This is a genomic window from Nonomuraea sp. B12E4 (assembly GCF_039871825.1).
Taxonomy (GTDB): domain Bacteria; phylum Actinomycetota; class Actinomycetes; order Streptosporangiales; family Streptosporangiaceae; genus Nonomuraea.
Genome location: NZ_JBDPME010000008.1, coordinates 182,192 through 200,469, shown reverse-complemented (window position 1 = coordinate 200,469; position 18,278 = coordinate 182,192). Strand labels below are relative to the sequence as shown.

General features: G+C 72.4%; 17 protein-coding genes. 10 read left to right on the top strand and 7 right to left on the bottom strand.

Annotated features, from left to right (window positions below; translation table 11 throughout):
• Nucleotides 1-105: 105 nt before the first annotated feature.
• Entirely contained in the window at nt 106-279 is a 174-nt protein-coding gene (locus ABGB18_RS20385; protein ID WP_347697122.1) for a hypothetical protein, read from the bottom strand.
• Between the two features lie 211 nt (nt 280-490).
• On the opposite strand from ABGB18_RS20385, the gene ABGB18_RS20380 reads away from it, so the two are divergent.
• Both ABGB18_RS20380 and ABGB18_RS20375 read left to right on the top strand, forming a co-directional pair.
• The gene (locus ABGB18_RS20380) at nt 491-1,273 is read left to right on the top strand and encodes an SURF1 family protein (protein ID WP_347697121.1); all 783 of its coding nucleotides are present in this window, start codon (nt 491-493) and stop codon (nt 1,271-1,273) included.
• 1 nt (nt 1,274) lies between these two features.
• Nucleotides 1,275-1,586: a DUF3817 domain-containing protein gene (locus ABGB18_RS20375; protein WP_347697120.1), complete on the top strand. Its 312-nt coding sequence runs from the start codon at nt 1,275-1,277 to the stop codon at nt 1,584-1,586.
• A gap of 36 nt (nt 1,587-1,622) precedes the next feature.
• Here ABGB18_RS20375 and ABGB18_RS20370 read toward each other — a convergent pair whose 3' ends face one another.
• The 3 genes from ABGB18_RS20370 to ABGB18_RS20360 all read right to left on the bottom strand — a co-directional run bounded on the left by ABGB18_RS20370 (nt 1,623) and on the right by ABGB18_RS20360 (nt 3,954).
• Nucleotides 1,623-1,817 carry a hypothetical protein gene (locus tag ABGB18_RS20370; protein WP_347697119.1) on the bottom strand — a complete coding sequence of 65 codons (195 nt, stop codon included), beginning with the start codon at nt 1,815-1,817 and terminating at the stop codon, nt 1,623-1,625.
• A gap of 154 nt (nt 1,818-1,971) precedes the next feature.
• Nucleotides 1,972-3,036: a protein kinase gene (locus tag ABGB18_RS20365; RefSeq protein ID WP_347697118.1), complete on the bottom strand. Its 1,065-nt coding sequence runs from the start codon at nt 3,034-3,036 to the stop codon at nt 1,972-1,974.
• Between the two features lie 54 nt (nt 3,037-3,090).
• Nucleotides 3,091-3,954, bottom strand: a complete 864-nt coding sequence (locus ABGB18_RS20360) for an arylamine N-acetyltransferase (RefSeq protein ID WP_347697117.1) — start codon at nt 3,952-3,954, stop codon at nt 3,091-3,093.
• 72 nt (nt 3,955-4,026) lie between these two features.
• Here ABGB18_RS20360 and ABGB18_RS20355 point away from each other — a divergent pair, with 72 nt between their 5' ends.
• Genes ABGB18_RS20355 through ABGB18_RS20330 form a run of 6 tightly spaced genes read left to right on the top strand, consistent with a single transcriptional unit; the run spans nt 4,027 to nt 12,465 of the window.
• Nucleotides 4,027-4,710: a response regulator transcription factor gene (locus ABGB18_RS20355; protein ID WP_347697116.1), complete on the top strand. Its 684-nt coding sequence runs from the start codon at nt 4,027-4,029 to the stop codon at nt 4,708-4,710.
• Nucleotides 4,707-8,111, top strand: coding sequence for a DUF4153 domain-containing protein (locus ABGB18_RS20350; RefSeq protein WP_347697115.1), 3,405 nt, complete (start codon nt 4,707-4,709; stop codon nt 8,109-8,111). The genes ABGB18_RS20355 and ABGB18_RS20350 overlap by 4 nt, the downstream gene beginning before the upstream one ends.
• A gap of 8 nt (nt 8,112-8,119) precedes the next feature.
• Complete coding sequence (locus ABGB18_RS20345; RefSeq protein ID WP_347697114.1) at nt 8,120-9,745, top strand: amidohydrolase family protein; 1,626 nt, start codon at nt 8,120-8,122, stop codon at nt 9,743-9,745.
• Nucleotides 9,746-9,777: 32 nt separating this feature from the next.
• Entirely contained in the window at nt 9,778-10,869 is a 1,092-nt protein-coding gene (locus tag ABGB18_RS20340; RefSeq protein WP_347697113.1) for an alanine racemase, read from the top strand.
• Nucleotides 10,870-10,878: 9 nt separating this feature from the next.
• Nucleotides 10,879-11,259 carry a Rid family detoxifying hydrolase gene (locus ABGB18_RS20335; RefSeq protein ID WP_347697112.1) on the top strand — a complete coding sequence of 127 codons (381 nt, stop codon included), beginning with the start codon at nt 10,879-10,881 and terminating at the stop codon, nt 11,257-11,259.
• A gap of 9 nt (nt 11,260-11,268) precedes the next feature.
• Nucleotides 11,269-12,465 carry a hypothetical protein gene (locus tag ABGB18_RS20330; protein ID WP_347697111.1) on the top strand — a complete coding sequence of 399 codons (1,197 nt, stop codon included), beginning with the start codon at nt 11,269-11,271 and terminating at the stop codon, nt 12,463-12,465.
• Nucleotides 12,466-12,475: 10 nt separating this feature from the next.
• Here ABGB18_RS20330 and ABGB18_RS20325 read toward each other — a convergent pair whose 3' ends face one another.
• Complete coding sequence (locus tag ABGB18_RS20325) at nt 12,476-13,090, bottom strand: LysE family translocator (RefSeq protein ID WP_347697110.1); 615 nt, start codon at nt 13,088-13,090, stop codon at nt 12,476-12,478.
• 102 nt (nt 13,091-13,192) lie between these two features.
• Here ABGB18_RS20325 and ABGB18_RS20320 point away from each other — a divergent pair, with 102 nt between their 5' ends.
• Nucleotides 13,193-15,934, top strand: coding sequence for an AAA family ATPase (locus tag ABGB18_RS20320; protein WP_347697109.1), 2,742 nt, complete (start codon nt 13,193-13,195; stop codon nt 15,932-15,934).
• A gap of 67 nt (nt 15,935-16,001) precedes the next feature.
• Here ABGB18_RS20320 and ABGB18_RS20315 read toward each other — a convergent pair whose 3' ends face one another.
• Complete coding sequence (locus ABGB18_RS20315) at nt 16,002-16,511, bottom strand: pentapeptide repeat-containing protein (protein WP_347697108.1); 510 nt, start codon at nt 16,509-16,511, stop codon at nt 16,002-16,004.
• Between the two features lie 9 nt (nt 16,512-16,520).
• Between ABGB18_RS20315 and ABGB18_RS20310 the strand changes: the two genes are divergently transcribed.
• Nucleotides 16,521-17,252: a hypothetical protein gene (locus ABGB18_RS20310; RefSeq protein WP_347697107.1), complete on the top strand. Its 732-nt coding sequence runs from the start codon at nt 16,521-16,523 to the stop codon at nt 17,250-17,252.
• 138 nt (nt 17,253-17,390) lie between these two features.
• Here ABGB18_RS20310 and ABGB18_RS20305 read toward each other — a convergent pair whose 3' ends face one another.
• Complete coding sequence (locus tag ABGB18_RS20305; RefSeq protein WP_347697259.1) at nt 17,391-18,206, bottom strand: MIP/aquaporin family protein; 816 nt, start codon at nt 18,204-18,206, stop codon at nt 17,391-17,393.
• Nucleotides 18,207-18,278: the final 72 nt, after the last annotated feature.

Sequence of the window (18,278 nt, the reverse complement as noted above, 5' to 3'; positions counted from 1 at the left end):
ATCCAATGTAATGAGTGCTTTCCGGCCGGGTCCAGGGTGGCGGGGTCACATGGCCATGACGAGGTCCCGCCACGACCTCCGCGGCGGGGATCGTCCGGCTGGTGGCTACTGGAGCAGGAGGAATGCGGCCACGCCGATGATCGCGATCACGACGACGACCGCGATGATGGGAATCAGCGGAGACTTCTTGGGCTTGGCCGCGGCTTCCTGCTCCCGCGCGTTCGCGAAGGCGCGGAAGGCCTGGGTGGAGCCCGACGGGTCGATATGCTGGTCAGCCATGGTGAGTAGCCTAGCGTGAGCGCTTGGGCCTTTTGCGTCGTTTGGCGGGATCTGTAGCAGCAAGCTTCGCCGCCCTTCGCGGCGGCCCCGGGGAAGGCGGCGCACCGTGCGGCTTGAGCTCTGCCGACCCCTGCGACGGCCGCCGAAACGCGGCTCGCCCTCGGGGCGGCCTGATTAGGGGACCGGCCTGCCCGGCGGATAGCTTTGAACCATGCTCAGGACCCTGATCTCGCCCCGTCTTCTGGGGCTGCACCTGCTGACGATCGGGGTCCTGATCGCCTTCATCCTGCTCGGGCGCTGGCAGCTCGGTGTCTTCCAAGATTCGGGAAAGTCTCACGTTTCCGCGGATCCCGGGCCTGTCGCGGTCGCCACGCTCGCCCTCACGGGCTCGCAGCTCAAGGGCGAGGCGGTGGGGCGCCAGGTCGTGGCCGAGGGCGTCTATGACGCCGGCCGCCAGCTCCTGGTGGTCGACCGGCGGGCCGACGTCGACGCCCCGGGCGGCCGGGTCTCGCGCGACCACGGCTTCTGGGTGCTCACCCCGATCAGGCTCGACGACGGCACGCTGGTGCCGGTGCTGCGGGGCTGGACGGCCAGGGCCGACGACCCGGCGGTGGCGGCCGTGCCGCGGGGCCGGGTCACGGTGGCCGGGCGGCTGCGGCCGCAGGAGGGCACCGACAGCGTGCAGGGGCGGGCCGGCAGCCTGCCCGCCGGTCAGGTGCAGACGGTGTCCACGGGCGAGCTGGTCAACCTGTGGAGCGGGCAGAAGGTGCGCACCGGCTTCGTCGTGGCCCAGCCGCCGTCCGGCGCGCTGGCCCAGGTCAAGGTGCGGGCCCCGGAGGTGGGCGGCACACTGACCTGGCGTAATCTCGCGTACGCTGCCAATTGGTGGATTTTTGCGGGATTCGCCGTTTTTATGTGGTTCCACTTCGTCCGCGATGCCGTACGAAGTGATCGAGACCGTGGCAAGTCCCCCGAGATGGTTCTGGAAGGTTGACGTGGAATCGGCTCTGAAGCCCTTCCGGGCGCTCGCATACGTGGTCGGCGTCATGCTGCTGGTGCTCTGCGCCGCCATGGTGCTGCGGTACGGCTTCGGCGAGGCGTCACTGTCGAAGATCGTCGCGCCCATTCACGGCGGGCTCTACATGATCTATCTGATCACCGTGATGAATCTGGGCATGAAGGCGCGCTGGGGCTGGCCGTACATGCTGGGCGTCATGCTCGGTGGCACGGTGCCGTTCCTGTCGTTCTTCGTCGAGCGCAGGGTGACCCAGCGCGTGCAGGGCGCGCTGGCCGCGGCGGAGGCCTGAGACCGTGTCGGACATCTGGGCCCCCGCCGCCGGGGCTCAGCTGCCGATGCCGCGCCTGCGGGCTCTCTTGAGCCGCTCGCGCTGCGACGGGTCGAGCATCAGATAACCGATCACAGGGGCGGCGACCACACCGAGGACCACCAGCAGCGTGATCATTCCGGGCCCGAAGAAGATCAGCGAGAGCAGAACCGCGGCGCCTGCGCCGATGGCGTATTTCTGGACGGGCGACATCCTCAACTTCCTCCGAACGCGGAGCCCGCGCCCCGCCTCTCCCACATTGTGCGTCGCCTGTCCAACGTATGACGGCACCGTTGTGGTTCCATTCGCGATGTATCTCAATTGTTGTGCGTCCCGCCAAACGCGGATGAGGACTTCCAGGCCGAGGTCAGGCGGGCGCCTCGATGATCGTCTGGAGGTCGCGGCGGAGCTCGTCGGGGGCGGGGCGTTTGGCGGGGTCGCCGGACAGCAGCCGGCGCAGGGCCGGGGCCAGGGCGCCTGCTCTGCTCATGGGCGCCCCCGGGGCTGGGGGTGAGCCCTCGACGGCCGTGAAGAGGGTGGCGCCCAGGGACCACAGGTCGGCGGCCGGGGTCGGGGCGCCCTCCGGCGCGGTGAAGGCGGGAAGGGTGCCGGACCGGAGCGGCGGTGCCAGGGTGGCGCGGCCGCCGGCGGAGAGCAGGACGTTGCCCGGCTGGACGCCGCCGTGAAACTCGCCGCCCGCCAGCAGCCGGTCGAGCACGGCCAGGCCGATCGCCGCCACCTGGGCGGGCGGCAGCGGTCCCGCCGCGACGACCGCGTCCAGCGGCCGGTCCAGGGCGAGGAGGTCGAGCGTCTCGCGCACCACCTCGATCGGCGGCGGCCCCGGCGGGCGCAGAATCGCCCTGATCAGCGACCTGAGCAGGTCCGCGCCCGGGGCGGGCACCTGGCCCGGCGGGCGGCCCTCGACCGCGAAGTGCAGGGTGGCGGCCAGCGACCACAGGTCGGCCGAGGGCAGCATGCTCAGGCCGGGCGACCCGAACCCGGTGAGCACCGCCCGGCCCGTCGGGGTGAGCAGCACGTTTCCCGGATCGACCCGCCCGTGCACGATCCCGGCCTCGTGCGCGGCCGTGAGCGCGGACAGCAGGCAGACGCCCACCCTGGCCGCCTGCGCGACCGGCAGCGGATGCCGCGAGCGTACGGTCTGCTCCAGCGACACTCCCGAGACGAACTCCATGACCAGCCAGGGTGCCCCGTCCTCGACCACCACGTCGAGCACTTGCGCGATCAGGGGGTGCCGCAGCCCGGTGGCCCGGCGCGCCTCGTCCAGCGCGGCGTCGTGCAACTCGGCGGGGACCCGCAACCGCCTGACCGCGACGTCGCGGTGCTCCGACTCGTCGAAGGCCAGGCGTACGGAGCCCGGGCCCAGGGGGTTGAGCAGCCGGTAACGCCCGCCGAGCTTTCTGGTCTCAACCATGTCAAAAGGCACGATAGCGCCCGCCCCGGCGCGGGGCCATCATGCTTGGTGCCGTCATCCGGTGGGTGCCGGGCGGCCGGAAAGCCAGGTCTCGTGGGCCTCGTACAGCCTGCGCCACAGCTTGTCCTTCTCCTCGGTGCTGACATCGTCCAGCGGCAGCAGGAACACGTCCGCCAGTGCCGCGTAGTAGTCGCGCGCGGTGTCCAGGGTGAGCGTGTGCACGCCGGTGCCGACGCGCGACAGGTTGAGCCCGCGCAGGCTGTCCACGCCGGACGCGTCGCGCCGGTGGATCGTGGCCACCCGGACGAAGCCGGACGACGGCGAGGTGGTCAGCTGGCGATGCATATCGATAAATGCTGACATGTGGGTGGGGGCGGGGTCGAAGTCCATGCCCTCGAACGAGCCGCTCGGGTCATGGTCGAACCGCCAGCCGCCGGGCGCGACCTCCGAGGGGCGCAGCGCGTACTGGAACGGGCCCTGCCGGTAGGTGCCCGCGACCAGCGGGAGCGGCTCGTGCGGGCCGTCGCCGAGACCGGCGTCCACCAGCCACTCGCCGCCCGGGTTGGCCTCCGAGGGCAGGCCGCGGACGGTGAGGACCAGGTGGTTGGCGCTGACGCCGGGCTCCCCGCCGCGGTTCTGGATGCCGCCCACGTGCCGGGTGACGTCGTGGCCGAGCGCCCTGAGCAGCTCGGACAACGCGCCGTTGAGGTGGAAGCAGTAGCCGCCGCGGCCGCGGACGATGCGCCCGGCCGACTCGGCGGGATCGACGGTGGTGGGGCGGCCCAGCCAGATCTCCAGCGCCTCGTAGGGGACTTTCTCGACGTGGGCCGAGTGGAGCGCGCGCAGGCTCTCGGCGCTGATGGGTTCGTTGAGCAGGTGTGTCAGGCCGAGACGGCGGAGGTATGCGGCGGTGTTCACCCGCCAAGTCTGCACCGTATATGCACAGATTTAGGAGTGTCGTCTGCACGGGGCGCTTCTAGGCTTTCGTACGTGGCAGAGCAACGACGCATCCTCGTGGTCGAGGACGACGTGACGATCGCCCTGGCCGTGCGGAACAGGCTGGCCGCCGAGGGGTTCGACGTCAGGGTCGCGGGAGACGGGCAGGACGCCCTCGTCCAGTACGGTAGGGCGGAACCCGACCTGGTGATCCTCGACCGGCTGCTGCCCGGGCTGGACGGCTTGGAGGTGTGCCGCCGCATGCAGGCGGCCAGGCCGGTGCCGGTCCTCATGCTGACCGCGCTCGGCGAGGAGACCGACGTGCTCGTCGGGCTCGGCGTCGGGGCCGATGACTACCTGGCCAAGCCGTTCAGCATGCGCGAGCTGGTGGGCAGGATCCACGCGTTGTTACGCAGGGTCGAACGGGCCGCGCAACTGGCGGCCGAGGACACGGTGATCAGGGTGGGTGAGGTGGAGATCGACACGGCGGCCCGCAGGGTGTTCGTGAGCGGGGTCGAGGCGCAGCTCACCAGGACGGAGTTCGACCTGCTGCGGCGCCTGGCCGAGCGGCCCGGTCAGGTCTTCGAGCGCGACCGGTTGCTGTCCGACGTGTGGGGCTTCTCCGAGGCGGCCGCGACCAGGACCGTGGACAGCCACGTCCGGGCGCTGCGCCGCAAGCTGGGCTCCGGCGTGGTACGCACCGTGCACGGCGTCGGCTACGCCCTGGTGCGGCGATGAGGCCGCTCGACTTCCTCGGCCGGATCAAGGTCAAGCTCGGCATCGTGATCGTGCTGGCCGTCGGCACGGCGTTCGCGGTGAACGAGGTCGGCCTCACCTCCGGTCTCTCCCGCGAGGTACGCATCGCGGTCGCGGTGGTGCTGGCGTTGATCATGGTCCAGGTGCTGGCCATGGGGATGACCAAGCCGCTGCGCCAGATGGCGAGTGCCGCCCAGACGATCGCCAAGGGCCGCTACACCTTGCGCGTCAGCGCCACCTCCAGGGACGAGGTGGGGGAGCTGGCCAGGGCGTTCAACGCGATGGCGGCCGACCTCGGAGAGGTGGACCGGCAGCGGCGCGAGCTGATCGCGAACGTCAGCCACGAGCTCCGCACCCCCATCACCGGCCTGCGCGCCGTCCTGGAGAACGTCGTGGACGGCGTCTCCGCGCCCGACCCCGGCACCATGCGTACCGCGCTCGCCCAGACCGAGCGGCTCGGCCGCCTCGTGACGCAGTTGCTCGACCTGTCGCGGCTGGATTCCGGCACGCGGCTGATCGAGCTGGAGGCGATCGAGCTGGCGCCGCTGATCGAGCAGGCGGTGCGGGAGGCGGGGCTGGCCCGCGAGGACGTCACGATCCGCCCGTCGGTCCCCGCCGACCTGGTGGTACGCGCCGACCCCGACCTGCTCGCGCAGGTCCTGGCGAACCTCCTCGACAACGCGGTACGGCACAGCCCCCCGGAGGGCGTGGTGACCGTCACCGGCGCGGCGGAGGGCCCCGGGGTGCGGATGGCGGTCGCCGACCAGGGGCCGGGGATCCCGGAGTCGGCCAGGGGACGGGTGTTCGAGCGCTTCTCCCGGCTGGACGCCGGGCGGGCGGCCGACTCCGGGGGCGCGGGGCTGGGACTGGCCATCGTGAAGGAGATCGTGGAACTGCACGGGGGCTCGGTGCGCATCGACGACCGCGTCGGATGCCACATGGTCGTGGATCTACCAGGAAGGACGACGATGTCGGACGTACCGCTCGAGAGCGGGCGGATGCCAGGGGACGACGAGCGCGCGGGGCACGGGCCTTCGCTGCCGGTTCCGGAGAACGCCGGTCCGCCGCAGGCAGCCCCGGCCGAAGGGGTCCCGGTGCACGGGGTCCTCGCGGAGGGGGTCACGGCGGACCGGGTTCCGGCGCACGGAGTCAGGGCGGACCGGGTTCCGGCGCATGGCGTCCTGGCGCAGGGCGGCCCGGCAGCGGCGAGCGCGGGGGACGACCGGGGGGCCGCCGGGCTCGGGCCGGGGTCCGAGACCGGCACGGCAGGCTCCGGCACCGACGCGGCCGAGGCCGGTGGAGCCGCTGCGTCTGAGGTAGCCGGGGTCGGTGGAGTCGTTGTGAGTGAGGCCGGGATCGGTGGAGCCGCTGTGTCTGAGGCCGCCGGGGCCGGTGGAGGCACTGTGACTGAGGTGGCCGGGGGCGGTGAAGGCGCCGGGAGCGTGGTGACACCGGCCGCGCCGGCTGATTCCGGGGCCGCACCCGGGACGCCGCACGGGGGCACACCTGGGACGCCGCCTGGGACCGCACCCGGGACGTGGCCCGTGGTCGTGGCCGGGATGCCGCCCCAGACCGCACCCGGGATGCCGCCCGGGTACGGAGGGCCGCCGCCCGTGGCCGGCGGGCTCGCCAGGATGCTGGCCGGTGGGGTCATCGGGGTGCTGATCGGCTTCCTCGTCGGGGTGCTCGCTGCCATGCTCGTCAGCGTGGCCTTCGGCAGCGGCATGATCGCCCTGTCCGCCTTCGTCCTGTGCGTCGCCGGCCTGGGCGCGGTCGGAGCGGCGATGGGGGCTGGTTCCGGCCGGGCGGCGGCCACGGCCCACCAGGCGCAGGCCACGGCCCACCAGGCGCAGGCGGGGCCGCACCGGGGGCAGGCGGGGCCGTACCGGGGGCAGGCTGGGCCGCCGCCGTACGTGCCGCCGCCGCTCTTCCCCAGGCCGGAGGTGCCCGAGCCGCCCCGCTGGCTGCTGCCCGCGGCGGCCGGGGCCGGCGTGTTCGCCGCCGTGGCGCTCCCCGACGCGCAGGTCGGGCTGGGGCTCGTGCTGGTCGCCATGGTGCTGGGCGCGGCGGCGCTGCCCGCGGTGCTGCGGCGGATGACGCCGTGGACGGTGGCCTTCGGCCTGACGGCGTACGTGCTGGTGTCCATGGCGGCGGTGCGCGATGCCGACTGGCTGGTCGCGATCCTGCTCATGGCGGGGGCCGGGCTGGGCGCGCTGGCGGTCTCCGGGGCCGGGGCGGGCTGGCTGGGCGTGATCAGGGGTGGCGTGTCCGTGCTGCTCGCGCTGGGGCCGGTGCCGTGGTTCCTGGCCAAGCCGCTCAGGGGGCTGACGTCCCGGCGGCGTTTCCTGCCGATGCTGGCCGCGCTGGGCATCACGGCGGTGCTGCTGCTGGTGTTCGGGCTGCTGTTCGCCTCCGCGGACGCGGTGTTCGCCTCCTACCTGCAGCGGGTGACCACCGCGCCGGACTGGGCGGAGTCGCTGCCGCTGCGGATCTTCCTGTTCGCGTTGGTCGCCTTGTTGCTGACGGCCGTGGTGCTGGTCGCGCTCCGGCCGGTGGTCGATCCGGTGGGCCCGGCGGCCAAGATCGGCATCAGCAGGAGCATCTGGATCGTGCCGCTGACGGCGGTGAACCTGCTGTTCGCGTCGTTCGTGGCGGTGCAGATCACGGCGCTGTTCGGGGGCAACACGTGGGTGCTGAAGACGGCCGGGCTGACCTACGCCGAATACGCCAGGCAGGGGTTCTTCCAGCTCGTGGTGGTCAGCGTGTTCGTGCTGGGGATCGTGGCGGTCGCCGGCGGGCTGCTCAAGGTGGAGCGGCGCGAGCGCTGGCTGCTGGCCGGACTGCTCGGCGTGCTGTGCGGGCTGACCATGGTGGTGCTGGCCTCCGCCCTGCACCGGATGAACCTCTACACCGACGCCTACGGCCTGTCCAGGCTGCGGCTGTCGGTGCAGGCGACGGTCTGGTGGCTGGGCGCGGTGTTCGCGCTGGTGCTGCTCGCGGGCGCGGTCCGGCTCGCCGGTCGCGGCTCGGGCTGGCTGCCCCGCACGATCGTGCTGGTCACCGGGCTCGGGCTGGCCGCGTTCGCGATCGTGAACCCGGACCTGCGGGTCGCGAACACACAGGTGGAGGTGCGCGGGGTCACCAAGATGGACTCCGACTACCTCGGCGACCTCGGCGCGGAGGCGGTCCCGGCGCTGGACAGGCTGCCGGAGCCGCAGCGCAGTTGCGTGCTCGCCGACCTGGTGAAGGCCAACGGCCTGGACCGGCCCGACCCCTGGAACGGCTGGAACCTGGCCCGCTCCCAGGCCCGCGACCTGCTGGCCACGCGGCCCGTGGACAAGTCGATCAGCTGCGGCAGGCTGCCCTATGGCCGCTCTGATTGAATCTTGGGGTGAGGTTCGACGTAGTCATCAGGGGTGGCCGGGTGCTCGACGGCACGGGCGCCCCTCCGTACCGGGCGGACGTGGCGATCGGCGGTGACCGGATCGCGGCGGTCGGCAGGCTGGACGGTGCGCAGGCGGGGACCGTGATCGACGCGACGGGGCGGTTCGTCGCGCCCGGGTTCGTGGACTGTCACGTCCATGGTGATTCGGCGGTCTTCGACCCGGTCGTGCAGCAGGCGGCGCTCCGGCAGGGAGTGACCACGTTCGTGCTGGGACAGGATGGCCTGTCCTACGCGCCGGGGTCCGCCGCGACCGTCGCCTACGCCGCCCGCTACTTCGCCGCCGTCAACGGCCCACCGCCCGGCACCCCCACTTCGGCCGGCGCCGGTAACGGACCGGACGGCGGTAAGAGACCATCGCCGGGCGGCGCCGGCCACGGGCCGTCGGCGGGGGCGCCGGTTGACGGGTCGCTCACCGTGGCGGAGCTGCTCGGGGGTTACGACCGGGCGGTGCCGCTCAACACCGTCTACCTGCTCCCGCACGGCACCATCCGCTACGACGTCATGGGGCCCTCACCCGACCCGGCCGCGGGTGACGAGCTGGCGGCGATGGTGCGGCGGGTCGAGCGGGGCCTGTCGGAGGGGGCGTCGGGGCTGTCGAGCGGACTGGAATACCTCCCCGGCCGCTACGCCTCCGCCGAGGAGCTGGCCGCGCTGTGCCGGCCGCTCGGCGGGCTTCCGTATGTCACCCACATGCGCGCCTACGGCGTCCGGGCGGAGACGGGGATGGCGGAGGTGATGGAGATCGCCGAGCGGTCCGGCACCGCCGTACACGTCTCGCACCTGCACGGCCCCGCCTCGGTGCTGGCGCCGCTGGTGGCGCGGGCGCTCGGCGAGGGGGTGGACCTCACCTTCGACACCTACCCCTACCTGCGGGGCAACACGATCCTGGCGATGGTGGTGCTGCCGCCGTCGGTGCCGGGCGCCGAGCCCGACCGTGCGCTGGAGATGATCGCCTCGCCGGAGCTGGACGAGTGGTGGCCGACGCTCGACGGCACTTGGCAGCGCCTGACCGTCTCGCACGCGCCCGGCCTGGAGTGGGCCGAGGGCCTGACCATGGTGGCGGCGGCCGAGCGGGCCGGGGTGGTGCCCGCCGAGTTCTGCCGCCGCCTCCTGACGGAGACGCGGCTGACGGCCGGGGTCGTCTCCGCCCGCCCCGACGAGGGCCCCGAGGGCGAGCAGTCCGTACGTACGATGCTGCGCCACCCCTCCCACACCGGCGGCTCCGACGGCATCTACGTGGGCGGTCACCCGCACCCGAGGGGGTTCGGCGCGTTCGCCAGGTTCCTCGGCCGGCACGTCAGGGAGCTGGGCGACTGGACCTGGGAGCAGGCCGTGGTGCACCTGGCCTCGCATCCGGCCCGCCGGTTCGGGCTGGTGGACCGGGGGCTGGTGCGGGGCGGGTTCGCGGCGGACGTGGTGGTGCTCGACCCGGATGTGGTGGCCGACCGGGCGACGTACGCGGAGCCGCGCACGCTCGCGGTCGGTGTCGAGGACGTGATCGTGTCGGGGGTGCCGGTGCTGGCCGGGGGAGAGCTCACCGGGGCCACCCCGGGGCGGGCGCTTCGATCTTGACCCCGGGCGCGTTGGGATAGGGTCGGACCCGGATGAAAGAGAGTGTTGTGCAGGCGATCCTCGGGCAGTCGGTCTTCGGCGGGGGGCTCGGCTTCCCTCTCATGGTGGTGCATCGGGACGCGTTGGAGCACAACGTCGCGACGATGGCCGCCTTCGCCCGCGGCCACGGGATGGAGCTGGCCCCGCACGTCAAGACGCACATGTCGGCCGAGATCGCCGCGCGCCAGCTCGCGGCGGGCGCGTGGGGGCTCACCGTCGCGACGCCCCGGCAGGCCCAGGTGGCGCGGGGGTTCGGGGCCGACCGGCTCATGGTGGCCAACCAGGTCGTCGATCCGGCGGGGCTCGCGTGGGCGGCCGGCGAGCTGGCGCGGGATCCCGCGTTCGAGTTCCTGAGCTTCGTCGACTCCCAGGCCGGGGTGGACATCCTCGCCAGGGCCGCCGGGTCCCGGCCGTTCCGGGTGCTGGTGGAGCTGGGGCGCGAGGGCGGGCGGGCCGGCTGCCGGACGGTGGACGAGCTGGTCCGGGTGGCCGCCTACACGCAGCGGGTGTCCGGGGTCGAGCTGGCCGGGGTGGCCGGATACGAGGGCGGTCTGGCGACCGCCCAGGAAGTCCGGAAATATCTGGGCTCGTTGCAGGAGGCCCTCGAATACGTCCGCGTCCGCGACCCCATTCTGAGCGTGGGCGGCAGCGAGTGGTTCGACGTGATCGGGCGCGAGCTCGTCGCCACCCAGGCCAGGATCCTGCTGCGCAGTGGCGCCTACGTCACCCACGACGACGGCTTCTACCGGGAGCACACCCCGTTCAACCGCATCGAGGGGGAGCTGCGGCCGGCGCTGGAGGTGTGGGCGCACGTCCTGTCCACGCCCGAGCCGGGGCTGGCGATCGTGGGCATGGGCAAGCGGGACGCGCCCTACGACGACGGGCTGCCCATCCCGCGGCGGGACGGCGTGACCGTGCTCAGAATGCAGGACCAGCACGCCTACGTGCGCGCCGACGGGCTCGTGCCCGGTGAGCTGCTGGCCTTCGGCATCTCCCATCCGTGCACCGCGTTCGACAAGTGGCGCGTGCTGCCCCTGGTGGACCCGGACTACCGTGTCGTTGGCACGATAAGCACGAATTTTTAGGGAGATACGGTGAAGAAGGAGCTGAAGAGCGCCGAAGGGGCTCCCCCGATGGGCGCGTACTCGCAGGGTCTCGTCGTCGGCGACTTCGTCTACACCTCCGGTGTGTGCCCGCTCGACCCGCACTCCGGCGAGGTGGTCGGCGACGATGTGGCCGCCCAGACGCACCAGGTCATGCGCAACCTCGGCGCCATCCTGGCCGCCCACGGCCTCGGCTTCGACGACGTGGTCAAGGCCACGGTCCACCTGCAGCATCTCAAGCGCGACTTCGCCGCGTACAACGAGGTGTACGAGTCGTATTTCAGCCGGCCCTACCCCGTGCGCACGACCGTGGGGTCCGAGCTGCTGGACATGCTGGTGGAGATCGACTGCGTCGCGTACAAGAGCGCTTAGGGGCTGGTTGTGGACAGTTCGGTGTACGTCTTCGTCGAGGACCTGCGCGGCGAGGGCGTCGAACGGGTGCTCGACAGGATCACCGGTTACGGCGTCACGGGCATCACCGTCGGCGCCGTGCACCACAGCTCCTACGACGTCACCCCGCACGGGCTGTCCAAGCTCACGCTCCGGCACGACGGGGCGCACTTCCCCGCGCCGCCCGACCTGTTCGCAGGGCTCCGGCTGTCTCCCGTGCCGGGTTTCCTGAACGCCTTCGACGGGCTTCGCGAAGCCTGTGCGAAGCGGTCGCTGAAGCTCCACGGATGGACGGTCTTCCTGCGAAACACCACGCTCGGCACGGAACATCCGGACGTGACCGTACGCGACTGCTTCGGCGACCGCGGCTCGCTCACCGCCCTCTGCCCCGCCCACCCCGACGCCCGCGAATACGCCGTCGCGCTGGCCCGGTCGGTGGCCAGGCTGGGGGTGGACAGCGTGGTGGCCGAGGCGCTGCACTTCAGGCAGCTCAAACCGCAACGCTCATTCGTGCCGCTCGGGCCGATGGACGCCTACCTGCTCGGGCTCTGCTTCTGCGACTACTGCCTGCGCCGGGCCACCGACCTGGGGGTGAACGCCGAGGCGGCGCGGGAGGAGTGCGCCAGGATCGTGGGCGGGGTGTTCGACGGCGACCCGCCCGCGCAGGGCGAGGTGACCAGGGCCGCGCTGACCGCCTATGCCGGGCCCGAGGTCGTGGCCTACGCCCGCGCCAGGTCCGAGACCGTGACCACGCTGGTGTCCGAGGTGTCCTCAGCGGTGGCCGAGGAGGGGTCCAAGCTGGTGTTCGTGGACTCGACCGGCGCGGTCAAGGGCTACCAGCACGGGCTGCCCACGCCCGGGCTGGCCGCGCACGACGCCTGGCAGCTCGGGGTGGACCTGGTGGCGCTGGGCGATCTCGTCCCGGCCTTCGGCGTGCTGGCCTACGCCAGGGACGCCGCCCGGGTGGCCGACGACGTGGGCGCCTACCTGCGGTCGGTGGGCAAGGACCGCGAGGTGCGCGCGGTGCTGCGGCCCGGCCATCCCGACAGCGACTCCACCGACCGGCTGGTGGCCAAGGCGCGGGGGGCCAAGGCGGCGGGGGCGCTGGCGGTGGACTTCTACGCGTACGGGCTGGTGCCGCACCCGGTGCTGGACCGCATCCCGGCCGCGCTGGCCGAGGCCCAGTGACGCCCTGGGTTCATTTCCGGCCGGTGAAGGCCGCTGCCAGGCCCATGCCGAGGTACACGACGCCGCTGACGTATCGGAGGTCCCCGGCCCGGGTGGTGAGGCGGTGGCCGAGGGTGCCGGCGGCGCAGGCGTACACGATGTCCGAGACCAGGCCCAGGAGCAGCAGGGTCAGGCCGAACAGCACCACCTGCAGCGCCGGCGAACCCGCGGCCGGGTCCACGAACTGCGGCAGGAACGCCAGGAAGAACAGTGCCACCTTGGGGTTGAGCATGTTGACCAGCACGCCTTCGAGGAACACCTTGGCCAGTGGCTGCGGGGCCGGCGCGCCGCCCCGCTCCCGCTTGCCGGTGAGGGCGCGCAGGCCCAGGTACACGAGGTAGGCCACGCCTGCCCACTTGACCACCGCGAACAGCGTCGCGGATCGCGAGATCACGTACGAGAGGCCCGCGGCGGCGGCCGTGATGTGCGCGAGCGTGCCGACCTCGACGCCGAGTGCGCTCGCCAGGCCCGCCGCCCGGCCCTGGGCGAGCCCTCTGGCGACGATGTAGAGGTGGTTGGGGCCCGGGATGAGGACCAGGGCGAGTGACGCGGTCACGAACAGGGCAAAAGTCGTTGGAGGTATCACGAAACGGCAGCGTAGAGTGTCTTTGGTATGTCAACGAAGGCCAATATCGGGTCCGAATCCTGGGCCAATAGAGTGTCAGTGGGGCGTGGCATAGTTTCTGGCGTGAACGGTCTTCTCGTCGGACGCTCCGCTGAGCTGGCCAGGCTCGTGCGGGTGCTCGAATCCGCCGCCACGGGGACCGCCGGAGTGGCGCTCGTCGGCGGGGACGCGGGGATCGGCAAGACCCGGTTGGTCACCGAGCTGCTCGCACAGGCGCGCGAGCGCGGCTTCCACGTGCTGGTCGGCCAGTGCGCCGAGCTCGGCGACGCGCTGCCCTACCTGCCGCTGGCCGACGCGCTGCGCGGCGCCGAGCCGGCCGTGAGCGCGGCCGCCGCCACCCGCCCGCTGCTGGGCCAGCTCCTGCCCGGCATGGAGAGCGCGCCCGCGGCCGGCCTGACCCAGCAGCGGCTGTTCGGCTCGCTGCTGGGGTTGCTGGCGGACGTGCAGCCGGTGCTGTTCGTGATCGAGGACCTGCACTGGGCCGACCGGTCCACCCGCGACCTGCTGGTCTTCCTCAGCCGCATGGTGCAGGCCGAGCAGGTCTGCGTGGTCGGCACCTATCGCACCGACGACATCCACCGGCGCCACCCGCTGCGCTCGGTGCTGGCCGAGCTGAAGCGGCTGCCCACGGTGACGAGCGTGGAGCTGCGGCCGCTGGAGTCCGGTGAGATGTCCGACTATGTGGCCAGCCTGGGCAAGGTCAACGCCCAGGAGCTCGGCCTCATCGTGTCCCGCGCCGACGGCAACCCGTTCTACGCGGAGGAGCTCTTCGCGGCCATGACGGAGGGCGACAGCCTGCCCGACGGGCTGGCCAGCCTGCTGATGACCAGGGTCGAGGTGCTGTCCGAGCCGGGGCAGCGGGTGCTGCGCGCCGCCGCCGTGGCGGGGCGGCGGGTGGAGGACGAGCTGCTGCGGGAGGTGTCGGGGCTGCCGCTGGCCGAGTTCGAGCAGGCGGTCAGGGAGATCGTCTCGCGCGGGCTGCTGCGGGTCGACGGCTACGGCTACGCCTTCCGGCACGCCCTGCTGCAGGAGGCGATCTACACCGATCTGCTGCCCGGCGAGCGCACGCGGCTGCACGCCGACTTCGCCCGGCTGCTCACCGTCCCGGCCGAGCTGGCGCACCACCACCTCGCGGGCCACGACCTGGCGGGCGCGCTGGCGGCCTCCGCCGAGGCGGGGCGGCTGGCCGAGCGGCTGGGCGCGCCCGCCGAGGCGCACAGCCACTACGACCAGGTGCTCGCCCTGTGGGACCGGGTCGAGGGCGCGGCCGAGTTGGCCGGGGAGAGCCGGGTGGAGCTGGCCTTCCGCAGCGCGGTCACGGCGGCCGACAGCGGCGACAACCACCGGGCGGTCGTGATGCTCCGGGCCCTGCCGCCGACGTCCGAGGTCAACGAGCGCCTGGCCTACTACCTCTTCGAGACCGACGACCCCGAGGGCGCGGTCGAGGCGGCCGAGCGGGCCGTCGAGGCGGCCGAGGACCAGGCCGCGTTGTCCCGGGCGCTGGCGACCTACGCCCGCACGCTGCTGTGGGGCCCCCGGCACCAGGAGGTGGAGGCCCTCACCACCCGCGCGCTGGAGACCGCCCGCGCGGCCGGGGTCAAGGACGCCGAGGTGGGCGCGCTGCTCACGCTGGCCACCTATGTCGAGCTCCAGGGCGACGCGGCCAGGGCCCGCAAGCTGGTCGAGACCGCTTCCGCCGGGCACACCGGCAATCTGGCGATGGACCTGCGCGCCCGCTTCCACCACGCCCGCATCCACTACGAGCACGGCCTGATGGCCTATGCCGCCGAGGTGGCCGACGACGGCATCCGGCTGGCGCTCGACACCGGGCTCAAGTGGAGCACCTTCGGGACCGACCTGCGCTTCCTGCGCTTCCTGATCCATTACGCCACCGGCGAGTGGGACCAGGCCGAGGCGGTCGCGGGCGGCTTCCCGGTGCGGGTGGGCACGCTGCCGGAGGCGATCCTGTCGTCGTTCGCGCTGTTCGTCGAGGTGGGGCGCGACCTGCCCGCGGTGGAGAGCCGGCTGAGCTGGTTGCGGCCGTTCTGGTCCGACGAGCTGGCCGTCTACATGTCCCGGGGCCTGGCGGCCGAGCACGCCCTGTGGCACGGCGATCCGGCCGCCGCGCTCGACCACGTGCTGGCGGCCATGGCGCCGCTGGTCGCGGGCGAGTCGGGCGCCGTGCGGCTGGCCGCCGTCGGCCTGTGGGCGCTGGCCGAGCTCGGCACCACCGAGGGCGCCGACGAGCTGCGGTCCCGGGCCCGCTTCGCCGTCGACTCCGGGCCCGTCGGCCAGCGCGGGAGCCTCGGGCCCGAGGGGCTCGCCTGGGCGGCGCGGGTGGAGGCGGAGTGGCACCGGGTGCACGGGCGGCTCGACGTGGAGCTGTGGCGCAAGGTCGTGACCGCCTTCGACTACGGGTTCGTCTACGAGACCGCGCGCGCCCGGTGGCGGCTGGCCGAGGCGCTGCTGGCGGCCGGCGACCGGGAGGCGGCGCAGGCGGAGTGGGAGCTGGCCAGGAAGGCGGCGGAGCAACTGCGGGCCGTTCCGCTGGAGAGGGCGCTGCTGGAGTTCGGGCGGCGGGCGCGGTTCGGGGGCGACGGCGGGGGCGAGGGCGGGTTGACCGCTCGCGAGGTGGAGGTGCTGGGGTTGGTCGCGGAGGGTCTGACCAACCGGGAGATCGCGCGGCGGCTGTTCATCGCGCAGAAGACGGTGAGCGTGCACGTCTCCAACATCCTGGCCAAGCTGGAGGTCTCCACCCGCACCCAGGCGGCCGCGGCGGCCCGCCGGCTCGGCCTGCTGACCTGACGACCATGGAGTTTGCCGATTCGTCACCAACCGATTTCTTGGGGTAGTTGGGACAGAAGGTAATCAACTACACCACAATGGTGATATGGCACATCCTCCGCAGCCTCCGCAACCTCAGCCTCAACCGCAAGATCCGTGGGGCGCACCGGATCAGGGGGCGACGCAGGGATACGGCCCGCCACCCGGCCAGGGCGCTACGCAGCCCGGTTACGGCCCTCCCGCCGGCCAGGGCCCGTACGGGCCGCCACCTGGTCAGGTCCCCGGCTACGGCCCACCACCTGGACAGGGCTCCCCGCAACAGGGCTCCCCGCAACAGGGCTCCCCGCAACAGGGCTCCCCGCAACAGGGCTCCCCGCAACAGGGCTCCCCGCAACAGGGCTACGGCCCGCCGCTCGCGCAGGGTCCCGGTCCGTACGGTCAAGGGCAACAGGGACAGCCCCCCGGCCAGTACGGGCAGGGTCCCGGCCAGTACGGACAAGGTCAGCCCGGCCCAGGTCCCGGTCAGTATGGGCAAGGTCCGTACGGGCAAGGTCCGTACGGCCAGAGTCCCGGTCAGTACGGGCCGGGGACCCAGCACCTCCCTCCGGTGCAGTACGGCTCCCAACCACCCTCGAGCAACGGCAACAACGCCCTGGTCATCGGCTTGGTCGTCGGCCTGGCCGTGTTGCTCCTGGGCGGTGGCGCGGTCGGCGCGTTCGTCTACTTCCGAGCCCCCGAGCCCTCGACCACCGTCACCATGCCCACCACCACAACCCTCCCGGAGACGTCCGAAACGCCGTCGACCCCGCCTACCACCGGCGAGCCCGAGCCGAGCCCCACCCCCACCGAACCCGAGCCGACCTCGACGACCCGCGAGCCCGGATCGCCGCTCTCGGACACGGAGTTCGACGACTGGAACTTCAAGCTCGGGGATGTGGCGTTGCAGGCCAAAAAGGTGGGCGGCTGGACGTACGACAACTGCGACTCGGTGGACGGCAAGGGCGTGCTGGCCAAGAACGACTGCGAGCGCGCCGCCGAGATCGCCTACTCCGCCAAGAGCGGGCACATCAAGGCCGTCCAGGTCCTCATGGCCTTCCCGACCACCAAGGCGGCCAAGGCGACGGCCACGCAGCTGGCGCGCCTCTCCTCCGACGCTGTGAAGTGGCGACAGGACCAGACGCACAGCAAATACGCCTACGGCAAGTTCGGTTCGGCGGCCTCCAGTAACTTCGTGATCTTCACGGTCGTCACCGCGGACAACACGGGCAAGTCGCTGGCTCCGAGTTATCTGCGGTACCTGCAGAGTGACTTCATGGGCTACTTCATCTTTCGCCAGTGACCACCCGGCCAGGCGACGCCGATCAGCGAGAGGACTTCCTGGACATAGCGGGCAGTAGCCTGTCGATTCGCGGCCTCAGCGAGGGCGAGGCCGCGAAGGGGCTTCACCGTCGGCTGAGCTCGCTCCCAGGCCGCCGGTTCAGGCGTCCGACGGTTTCACGGAGTCGCGGTCCTCGCCGGGCGGCAGGAACCGGGCGATGCACGCCTGGTACAGGCCCGCCCCGAGGAGCCCGCCGACCAGCGGGCCCACGACGGGCACCCAGAAGTACAGGTCGCCGTGCTGATCCCGCCAGGCGCCGCCGTAGCCGGTGAGGAAGCTCGCCAGGCGCGGCCCGAAGTCGCGCGCCGGGTTGATCGCGTATCCGGCGACGGCGCCGAAGGCCATGCCGATGCCGACGATGAGCAGGCCGATGACGACCGGCCCCAGGTTGGCGCTCGGCGCCATGTTGCGCGTGTCGGACAGCGCGAAGATGACGAAGAGCAGGATGGCGGTGCCGAGGATCTGGTCGCGCAGCCCGCCCCACAGGCCCACCGGCAGCGTGCCGTTGCCGGGCAGGGTGGAGAAGACGATCTGGGTCTTGAGCGTGTGCCCGGGGTCGGCCATCGCCAGCACCTCGGTGTAGTTCCAGCGCACCAGGAGCGCCGCGACGAAGGCCCCGGCGGTCTGCGCCAGCGTGTACGGCACCACCTTGTGCCAGGCGAAGCCCCGGAAGGCGGCGAACCCCAGCGTGACCGCCGGATTGAGGTGCGCGCCCGTGGTCCGCCCCGCGACGTAGATGCCGAGCGCCACGCCGATGCCCCACGCCCACGCGATGCTGTCGTGGTCGCCCAGCCCGGCCGCGATCACCTGCGCCACCACCCCCGCGCCGAACAGGATGAGCACCATCGTCCCGACGAACTCGGCGATCAGCTCACCGGCCAGGCCCATCCGGTTGAGACGCTCGGCCACGGTCACCCCCGTCAATCGTGAGTCCTGTGTGGCATTCCCGGTCCATCGAGAATGCATACGAACCGTGTGAGAATCGTT

Excerpts from the sequence above, each read along its gene's own strand:
- ABGB18_RS20385 (WP_347697122.1), bottom strand. The coding sequence starts at position 279 with ATGGCTGACCAGCATATCGACCCGTCGGGCTCCACCCAGGCCTTCCGC.
- ABGB18_RS20380 (WP_347697121.1), top strand. The coding sequence starts at position 491 with ATGCTCAGGACCCTGATCTCGCCCCGTCTTCTGGGGCTGCACCTGCTG.
- ABGB18_RS20370 (WP_347697119.1), bottom strand. The coding sequence starts at position 1,817 with ATGTCGCCCGTCCAGAAATACGCCATCGGCGCAGGCGCCGCGGTTCTG.
- ABGB18_RS20365 (WP_347697118.1), bottom strand. The coding sequence starts at position 3,036 with ATGGTTGAGACCAGAAAGCTCGGCGGGCGTTACCGGCTGCTCAACCCC.
- ABGB18_RS20350 (WP_347697115.1), top strand. The coding sequence starts at position 4,707 with ATGAGGCCGCTCGACTTCCTCGGCCGGATCAAGGTCAAGCTCGGCATC.
- ABGB18_RS20340 (WP_347697113.1), top strand. The coding sequence starts at position 9,778 with ATGAAAGAGAGTGTTGTGCAGGCGATCCTCGGGCAGTCGGTCTTCGGC.